We start from the raw sequence: 7,153 nt of genomic DNA on the forward strand, positions 1-7,153 counted from the left end.
GAGCCAGTACGTCACGCCGTGCTCGACACTCCGCAGCAACCCAAGCCGGGGCTGCGCCATTTCCTGCGTGCTGCACTTGTTGTCGATACCGAAGGGCGCCTGCATGCGAGCGTCGGCTCGCAGCAGCAGCCGTTCCGCATCCATCCTTTCGCCCAGGCCGACGGCTGGGTGGTGCTGCCCGAGCAGGCGGGCGAGCTTCCCGTTGGCAGCGTGGTCGAAGTCGCAAGCCTTTAGCCAAAGGATCGTCGCATGAAGTTGCAGATCGAAGACCAGAGCTTGCGCGTGCGTATCGGCGAGCAGGAGCTTACTGCGCTACTGGCGGGGCAAGACCTGGAGATGCGCACGGAGTTTGCCGGCGCCTTCGCTATGCGCTGCAGGCTGTCGTTAGGGGAGACGGCAAGCCTTTCCGGCAGCGCCCAGGCATGGCATATCGTGCTCCCGCGCCCGGCGGCCGAGGCGCACGTGGAACGCTTGCCCACGCGTGAAGGCCTGCATTTCCAGCTCGGTGGAGCATTGGAACTGCTTTTCGATGTCGACGTACGCGACAGCGTCCGGCAGCGCAAACCGCGCTGATCGATAAGCGCACCATCGCGCCCAACCGTCTCGACCGCCGTTTCGGCGAAAGGCGGAACCCAGTGCCTCAACCCTGGCCGCTTGCTTCGGCGTGTAGAGCCCCCGATTCCGACAATGGGCCTACCTTTTGCGGGATCGAGAGGCGATCGCGCGAAACAACAAAGCCCACAGACAAAAGAAACGAGGCAGCTACCGCGACCTGGCGGCCGGGAACTGCCTCGCCTGCGCATAGCGGTAGCGGGGATGCCGGATCGGTCCGTGGGTGGTCGGACGCTCGCTACCGGTCGAGAATGCGCCAAAACGCAAAAGGCAAACCGTGCCAGCGGAGAGGAGGAAGGAACCCCACTGGCACGGCCGCCGTCCTGCAAACCCGAGGCCTCTTTCCGCAGACAAGAGGGCAAAGGGGAGGGGGAGATATGCGCCCTGCCCGTGGAAAGCTGGCCTTGGTTGCTGGTTGGATACCGATGGCGGCGCGAACGGTTCAAAATGTCAGGCGATTGAACCGGAACCCCACCCCGGGGTATGCACCGGCAATCAGGGCGTGCAGCCCGCGGAGCCACGCATGCGACAACGGCAAGACGAGAAAACCAGGCACGGCGAGGACATCCAGGCGGAGGTCGCCCTGCTGATGCGCGTGGCCGCCGAAGAAATGGACGCGTTCGAGGCGCTCTATCGCCTTTACTCCCCCCGCTTGCAGCGTTTCATCCGCGGTATGACCAAGCAGCTGAACCTGGTCGAGGAAATCATCGACGACACCATGATGGTGGTGTGGCGTAAAGCCTATACGTTCAACCACACCGCCAAAGTATCGACCTGGATTTTTGCCATCGCTTATCGGCAATCGCTCAAATCCCTGCGTGGCATCGATGAGGCGGTGGAGTTCGACCAGGACGAGCATGGCGGCAGCACGACGGCCGGACCGGATGACGAATTGCAGCAGCAGGAGCTGCGCCGGCATCTGGACGATGCGATGAAGCTGCTTTCGGCGGAGCAGCGCGCAGTGATCGAGCTGACGTACTACTTCGGTTATGGCTGCCGTGAAATTGCCGACATCGTCGATTGTCCGGTCGATACAGTGAAAACACGCATGTTTTACGCGCGGCGCAAGCTCAAGGCTGCGCTGGCGTCGCGCCGGGAGGCGATATGAGCGGGCGGGTGGTGAAATTCGAGGGCTCGGTACATGCCGAGGCAGACCGGTTGCTGCCCTGGTGGGTCAACGGCACGCTGGAAGGCGAAGAACGCGAGCAGGTAGCGCAACATTTGGCCGAGTGCGCACAGTGCCAGCATGAGGTCGACTGGCTGCGCATGTTGCAGCACGAAGTAGCCGGTGAACAGGCGGCGGCGCCCGCCGACGCGGCGCATGCGATGCGAAGGTTGCGGCGCCGGATGCGCCAGGGCGGCGAAAGGCCGTCCGTCATTGTTCCGGCCAAAGTGCCTCGCCGTGGCTGGGGCCGGAGAGATCGCTGGCTGGCCTGGATTGTCGGCGCGCAAGCCGTGTTGGTTGTCGCGTTGGGCGTGTTGGTTGTGCATGGGCATCCGCCTGCAGCAGAGTACCGAACCCTCAGTTCGTCAGAATCGCATGGCGCACTGCTGGTCGTGACATTCGATCCCGGTATCAGTGAAGCGCGAATGCGCGATCTGGTGCGATCCAACGATGCACGTATCGTCGGGGGGCCGACCGAAGCGGGCGCTTACCTTTTGAATGTCTCGCCGGATCGGGCCAATCGCGTACGCGACAGCCTGCGTGCGTCGCACGAAGTGACCCTGGCCGAACGCATGGATGTGGGCGGAGAGCATTAATCATGCCGCGAGCATGCCTGTTCGCGTTGCTGAGCCTGTTCCTGGCTACCGCTGGCTGGGCTTTGCCACGGCCACCGCAGGCAAAGTCCGAGCCATCGGCCCAACCTGCGCAAGTACTGGTCATGCTGCGCGCCCCAGCGCCGCATTTCCAGCCAGCCGGCGCGTATGGCGGCGCCGGTTATCGCGGTGCGCCTGGTGAAGCGGGGCGGCGTCGCGTCGCTCAGCAATTGGCAAGAGAACATGGCCTGGTGTTGATCGATGACTGGCCGATGCCTTCGCTCGGTGTCGATTGCTTCGTGATGCGCGCAGCGGGCGGGGTATCCACTGCCCAGCTTGCAGCGGATCTGGCCAAGGACGCTCGCGTCGAATCGGCGCAACCCATGCAGATGTTTCATGCCCTGGGCCGGGCCGGCCACGGCGATCCGTTGTATACGCTGCAGCTGGCGGCGGCGCGCTGGCATCTGGCCGAGCTGCATGAAGTCGCTACCGGCAAAGGTGTCGTCATCGCAGTGATCGACAGCGGTGTGGATGCCGTACATCCGGAGTTGCGCGGTCAAGTCACGATGACTCGCAATTTTGTCGACGGTGACCGCTATCGTGCCGAGATGCACGGCACCGCGGTTGCCGGCATCGTTGCCGCGAATGGCCTGGGTATTGCCGGTATTGCACCGGAGGCGCGCGTATTGGCGCTACGCGCCTGCTGGGAACGGCAAGATGCCGCTACTGAGTGCAACAGTTTTACGCTTGCCAAGGCGCTGCAGTTCGCTTTGGAGCAACACGTGGATGTGCTCAACCTGAGCCTCGCCGGTCCGCGCGACCAACTTCTGGAACGCTTGCTCGGTGTGGCGATGGCGCATCGTATGGCGGTGGTCGGTGCCGTCGATCCGAGCGACGCGGCTAACGGTTTTCCAGCGGCCTGCCCAGGTGTGATCGCAGTCGTCGGCGATCGGACAGGGCTGGTGCCGCATGGGGCTCTGGTTGCACCGGAGCGCGATATTCCCGCCCCTGTGCCGGGAGGGGGCTTCGAGCTGGTTAACGGAACTTCGTTCGCGACCGCGCAGGTCAGCGGCCTGGTCGCATTGATGCTCGAAACCTCGCCGCGGCTGGATGACACCCGCTTGCAAACCGCCATGATGCCGCAAACTGCGGTAGGCTTGTCAGTACAGCGGCCTGCGATGATCGACGCATGCATGGCAGTGGCGCGCACCAGTGGACGTTGCGCCTGCGACTGCGATGCGGCGAGCCTGACATCATCGGTACCGCGCTGATGAGAGCCTTGAATCCGTGGTGCGAAAAGCCGTTGCGCTCGCCGTCTTGTTGTGCGCTACCCAGGCGCACGCGCAATTCGCTTCGTCGATTGCTTTGCTGTCGGACTACCGTTATCGCGGCGTTTCATTGAGCGACGGCCAGGCGGCTGCGCAGCTTTCGTTGTCTTATGATGCTCCATCGAGCGGTGGTTACGCTGGCGCGATGGCATCGAATGTACGTCTGTCGCGCGAAGACGCCGTGCAGGGAATGGTTTATGCGGGTATCGCGCGGCGGTTCGCACACGATTGGAGCTGGGATGTGGGTGTGGAATACACCCAATATACTGGCCATTACAGTTATCGCTATGCCGAAGTGTATGCGGGCGTAACTTATCGTCACATCGGTGCGCGCCTTTACTACGCGAACGATTATTTCGGTCTGGGGCGTCCCGCGCTTTATGCTGAACTGAATGCCAGTCAGAACCTCGGCGAGCGTTGGTATATCTTCGGGCACGCTGGCGTGCTTCAAAGCAACGGTGCGTATGAGGACAGGCGGCGCAACGATTATCGGGCCGGCTTCGGGCTTACCTTGGCCAGCTTTGATTTCCAACTGGGCTGGACGACATTTCGTGGGTCGGAGTATACCGGCTACCCAGTGGCGGCGGGCGCAGGGCGTAGCGCGTTAGTGGCTAGCGTTCGCTATAGCTGGTAACGCCGGCGGGCGAATTGAGATGCGCTGCTGTATGCGCCCCTCTCCCCTGGCGTCGCCATGGGAGAGGGTTAGGTAAAGTCCATCGCCGCCGTTGGGGTGAATCTCTATCGAGATAGCGGCACCTTCCCGAGAAACGCCAACACCGCCTTCCAATTATCCGCCGCACCCTTCGGATCCTTCGTTTCTATCAGTGTCGAAGAGCCATGCACGCCACCCGAGCGTGGCACATACTGTTCTTTGAGTTTCGATGGCGAGGCAGCAACGATCGATCGCGCCGCTTCGATCTCCTCACTGCTGTCCGACGAAGTGACATAGACCGGTGCGCTGACATGCGACGCAGCGTTACGCACCAGCGATTTATTGTCGAAATATTCGCCTGGCGAAAACGCCAGTACCGCTTTGACATCGGGATGCTCGGCCGCAACGATGAAAATCAACGAGGATGAATAGCTGCTGCCCCATAGCATCAATGGCAGGTGCTTTTGCGCGCCCCAGGTGACAGCGGCATCCAGATCCTTTTTTGCTTCCAGATAATCCGCTTTGCGGCCAAGTCCCATGGCTGTTTCATTCGGTCCGAACAAATCGCCACCTGAGCGTTGGTCGATGGCCAGTGCGCTGTAGCCGGCTTCCACCAGGCGCGGCGCGATCTGGGCGTATTCATCTTTGCTCGAGCCGGCTTGATGGAACAACAGGATCAACGCTTTGGGCGTCGTGGCGTGATAGTACCTTGCATGGATGGTGACACCGTCGCTCGCCTTGAGAGTCACTGCGGCGACATCTGCCGCGTGAGCGATGAGTGAAGGCAAGAAAGCTAACATGACAAGCAAGCTGGACAGTAGGGGGCGTGGCATAGGGAGCTCCTCGGGGCAATGTGCCGCACTATCGATCCAATCGCCGCCAGGCGCCATGCGTGACACCATGTTTTTTTATCGATCCAATTCGAAAATCAAATGTAAGTCTTTTAAGACATGTCATTAGGATTTTATCGCATTCGTTTTTTATTCACTTTGTTTCTATTGCTTCCTATTTTCTTTCATGCATTAATCGACCGGCGCTCCATACCGGTGGAGCTTCCATAAAAATCGACGGCTTCTACAGCGCCGATGAACCAGGGGAATACAGAGTGACAGCGCGGCACGTAAGTGCCGGGATGTTCGTGAGCGCGGTTTTTGTGCCGCCGTCGAACAAGGAGGCTAGGCTCATGGTGTACCTGGAATCGGTGGTGATTTCAGCGATCGAAAATGGGGGTTGGCTACGTTGCGAGCCATCGCGTAGATGCTGCCAGGAGCCGCCTGACTAAGCGCGGCTAACTATCGTTCCCTAAACGTTTGCCTGTTGTACGCGTGCGCACTCGCTGCGCGCCGTCGGCCGATGTCGCGTCAGCATTGAGCGATTAGACATCGCGCCGAGGGCGTGTCTGCATTGCGCCGTCACGCACTGACGGACGTATTGAGCCAATTGAAAAACGCACGTGCCAATGCATGTGCGCAGGGTTTTTTGCGGCCATTTTCAGCCGCGTTCGAGACTTCAGATGTTGTCGTTACCGCCCACGTCAGGAGAAACAGACTGTGAATCGCATCTACCGGCTCGTGTGGAACCGCGCATTGCGCGCATGGCAAGTAGCATCCGAACTGACGGCACAGCGACAGGCCATAACCGCGGGAGGTAGAGAAGCCAATATCTCCGCATGGTCGCGACGACCGCTGGTGCTCGCACTGGCGCTGGCCATGCCATGGCTGAGTTCGGCAGTACAGGCTGCCTGCACACCGGCCAATCCGACGGCTGGTGCCACGGTGACATGCTCTGGAGCGGCCAATCCTCTGGCACCGAGTTATTCGGCCAACGCCAATAACCTGACAGTCAATGCGAATGCGGGCAGTAGTATCGGCGTACTCCTGGGGCTTGGCGGTACCGCGCTGACGCTTTCAGGCAACAACGCCACGCTTAACAACTCTGGCACGATCGATCCCAGCCTCCTCGGGCTTCTCAGCTTGCTTTCCTCAGGCACGCTGGTGGGCAACAGCAATGCCAGCACGCTAACCGTCAACAATACGGCGACCGGCGTCATGAACGGCACGTCCGGGTTGCTCGGCCTGAACCTGAGCGGTCTGACGGGCATGGCATTGACCGCGCAGAACGGCACGGGCGGTGTCAGCAATATTCGTAATGACGGCTCCATAGGCGGCAACGCCTTGTTGGGCGTCAGCCTGGTGCCCTCAGATATTCCTGTCGTGGCCGCGTATGGGGGAGCGCAGGTGAACTTCGTGAACACCGGCACCATCAACGGTCGTGTCGCTTTCGAAGCTTCCAAAACACCAGGGGTGGGCAATACCTTTGCCAATGCCGGCACGATCAATGGCAGCGTGTCGATGGGTATCGGCAGCACCAATACGTTCACAGTCGTATCCGGTTCGGCGGTAAACCTGGCAGGCGGTCTTGGGTTGAGCCTCAATGTGATCGGTCTGGTGGGCGTAACGCTCGGCTTCGCACCGACGGGCGTGGTCGATGGTGGTGCGGGGGGCAACAATACATTGGTGTTGCAGAACGTATTGCCTTCCGCAGGGACCGGAACCGGCACGGGCGGTGCGCTAACTGCGGTATCGAGTGGCACATACATCAATTTCCAGCACCTGCTCGTCAATAGCGGTACCTGGAACTTGTCGGGGCCGCTTGTCAGCGGCGATGCGACGCTCAATGGCGGTCTGGTCAATTTCGACAACGGCAGTGTGTTCGGGTCGGGCGCGGTGAGCGCCAATGGCGGCGCCATCGCTGCCTCGAACGGCGGCCTGACGCTGGCCAACAATTTCACGCTCGGCACAGG

Annotated in this window: 7 protein-coding genes and 1 pseudogene; 7 read left to right on the forward strand and 1 reads right to left on the reverse strand. The window is 61.0% G+C overall.

Going from position 1 to position 7,153, the window contains the following annotated elements; translation table 11 throughout:
• The 6 genes and pseudogenes from VIM98_RS17195 to VIM98_RS17220 form a co-directional block, all read left to right on the forward strand.
• Positions 1 to 234 (forward strand): annotated as a pseudogene (locus tag VIM98_RS17195) (molybdopterin molybdenumtransferase MoeA); the annotation flags it as partial.
• A gap of 15 nt (positions 235 to 249) precedes the next feature.
• Positions 250 to 573, forward strand: coding sequence for a hypothetical protein (locus VIM98_RS17200; protein ID WP_331994339.1), 324 nt, complete (start codon positions 250 to 252; stop codon positions 571 to 573).
• Positions 574 to 1,135: 562 nt separating this feature from the next.
• A complete protein-coding gene (locus tag VIM98_RS17205; protein ID WP_331994340.1) occupies positions 1,136 to 1,720 on the forward strand; it encodes an RNA polymerase sigma factor in 585 nt (194 codons plus the stop codon).
• Positions 1,717 to 2,373, forward strand: coding sequence for a zf-HC2 domain-containing protein (locus VIM98_RS17210; RefSeq protein WP_331994341.1), 657 nt, complete (start codon positions 1,717 to 1,719; stop codon positions 2,371 to 2,373). Before VIM98_RS17205 ends, VIM98_RS17210 begins: the two co-directional genes overlap by 4 nt.
• A 2-nt stretch (positions 2,374 to 2,375) precedes the next feature.
• Positions 2,376 to 3,641, forward strand: coding sequence for a S8 family peptidase (locus VIM98_RS17215; RefSeq protein ID WP_331994342.1), 1,266 nt, complete (start codon positions 2,376 to 2,378; stop codon positions 3,639 to 3,641).
• A gap of 19 nt (positions 3,642 to 3,660) precedes the next feature.
• Positions 3,661 to 4,332, forward strand: coding sequence for a TorF family putative porin (locus VIM98_RS17220; RefSeq protein ID WP_331994343.1), 672 nt, complete (start codon positions 3,661 to 3,663; stop codon positions 4,330 to 4,332).
• A 104-nt stretch (positions 4,333 to 4,436) separates the two neighbouring features.
• Here the strand turns inward: VIM98_RS17220 and VIM98_RS17225 are convergent, their stop codons facing one another.
• On the reverse strand, positions 4,437 to 5,183 hold the full coding sequence (locus tag VIM98_RS17225) for a dienelactone hydrolase family protein (RefSeq protein WP_331994344.1): 747 nt from the start codon (positions 5,181 to 5,183) through the stop codon (positions 4,437 to 4,439).
• A 717-nt stretch (positions 5,184 to 5,900) separates the two neighbouring features.
• Here VIM98_RS17225 and VIM98_RS17230 point away from each other — a divergent pair.
• Positions 5,901 to 7,153: ESPR domain-containing protein (locus tag VIM98_RS17230; protein WP_331994345.1), on the forward strand; the 1,253-nt coding region annotated here is incomplete at its 3' end.

It is taken from the genome of Dyella sp. (assembly GCF_036568765.1).
Taxonomy (GTDB): Bacteria; Pseudomonadota; Gammaproteobacteria; order Xanthomonadales; family Rhodanobacteraceae; genus GSA-30.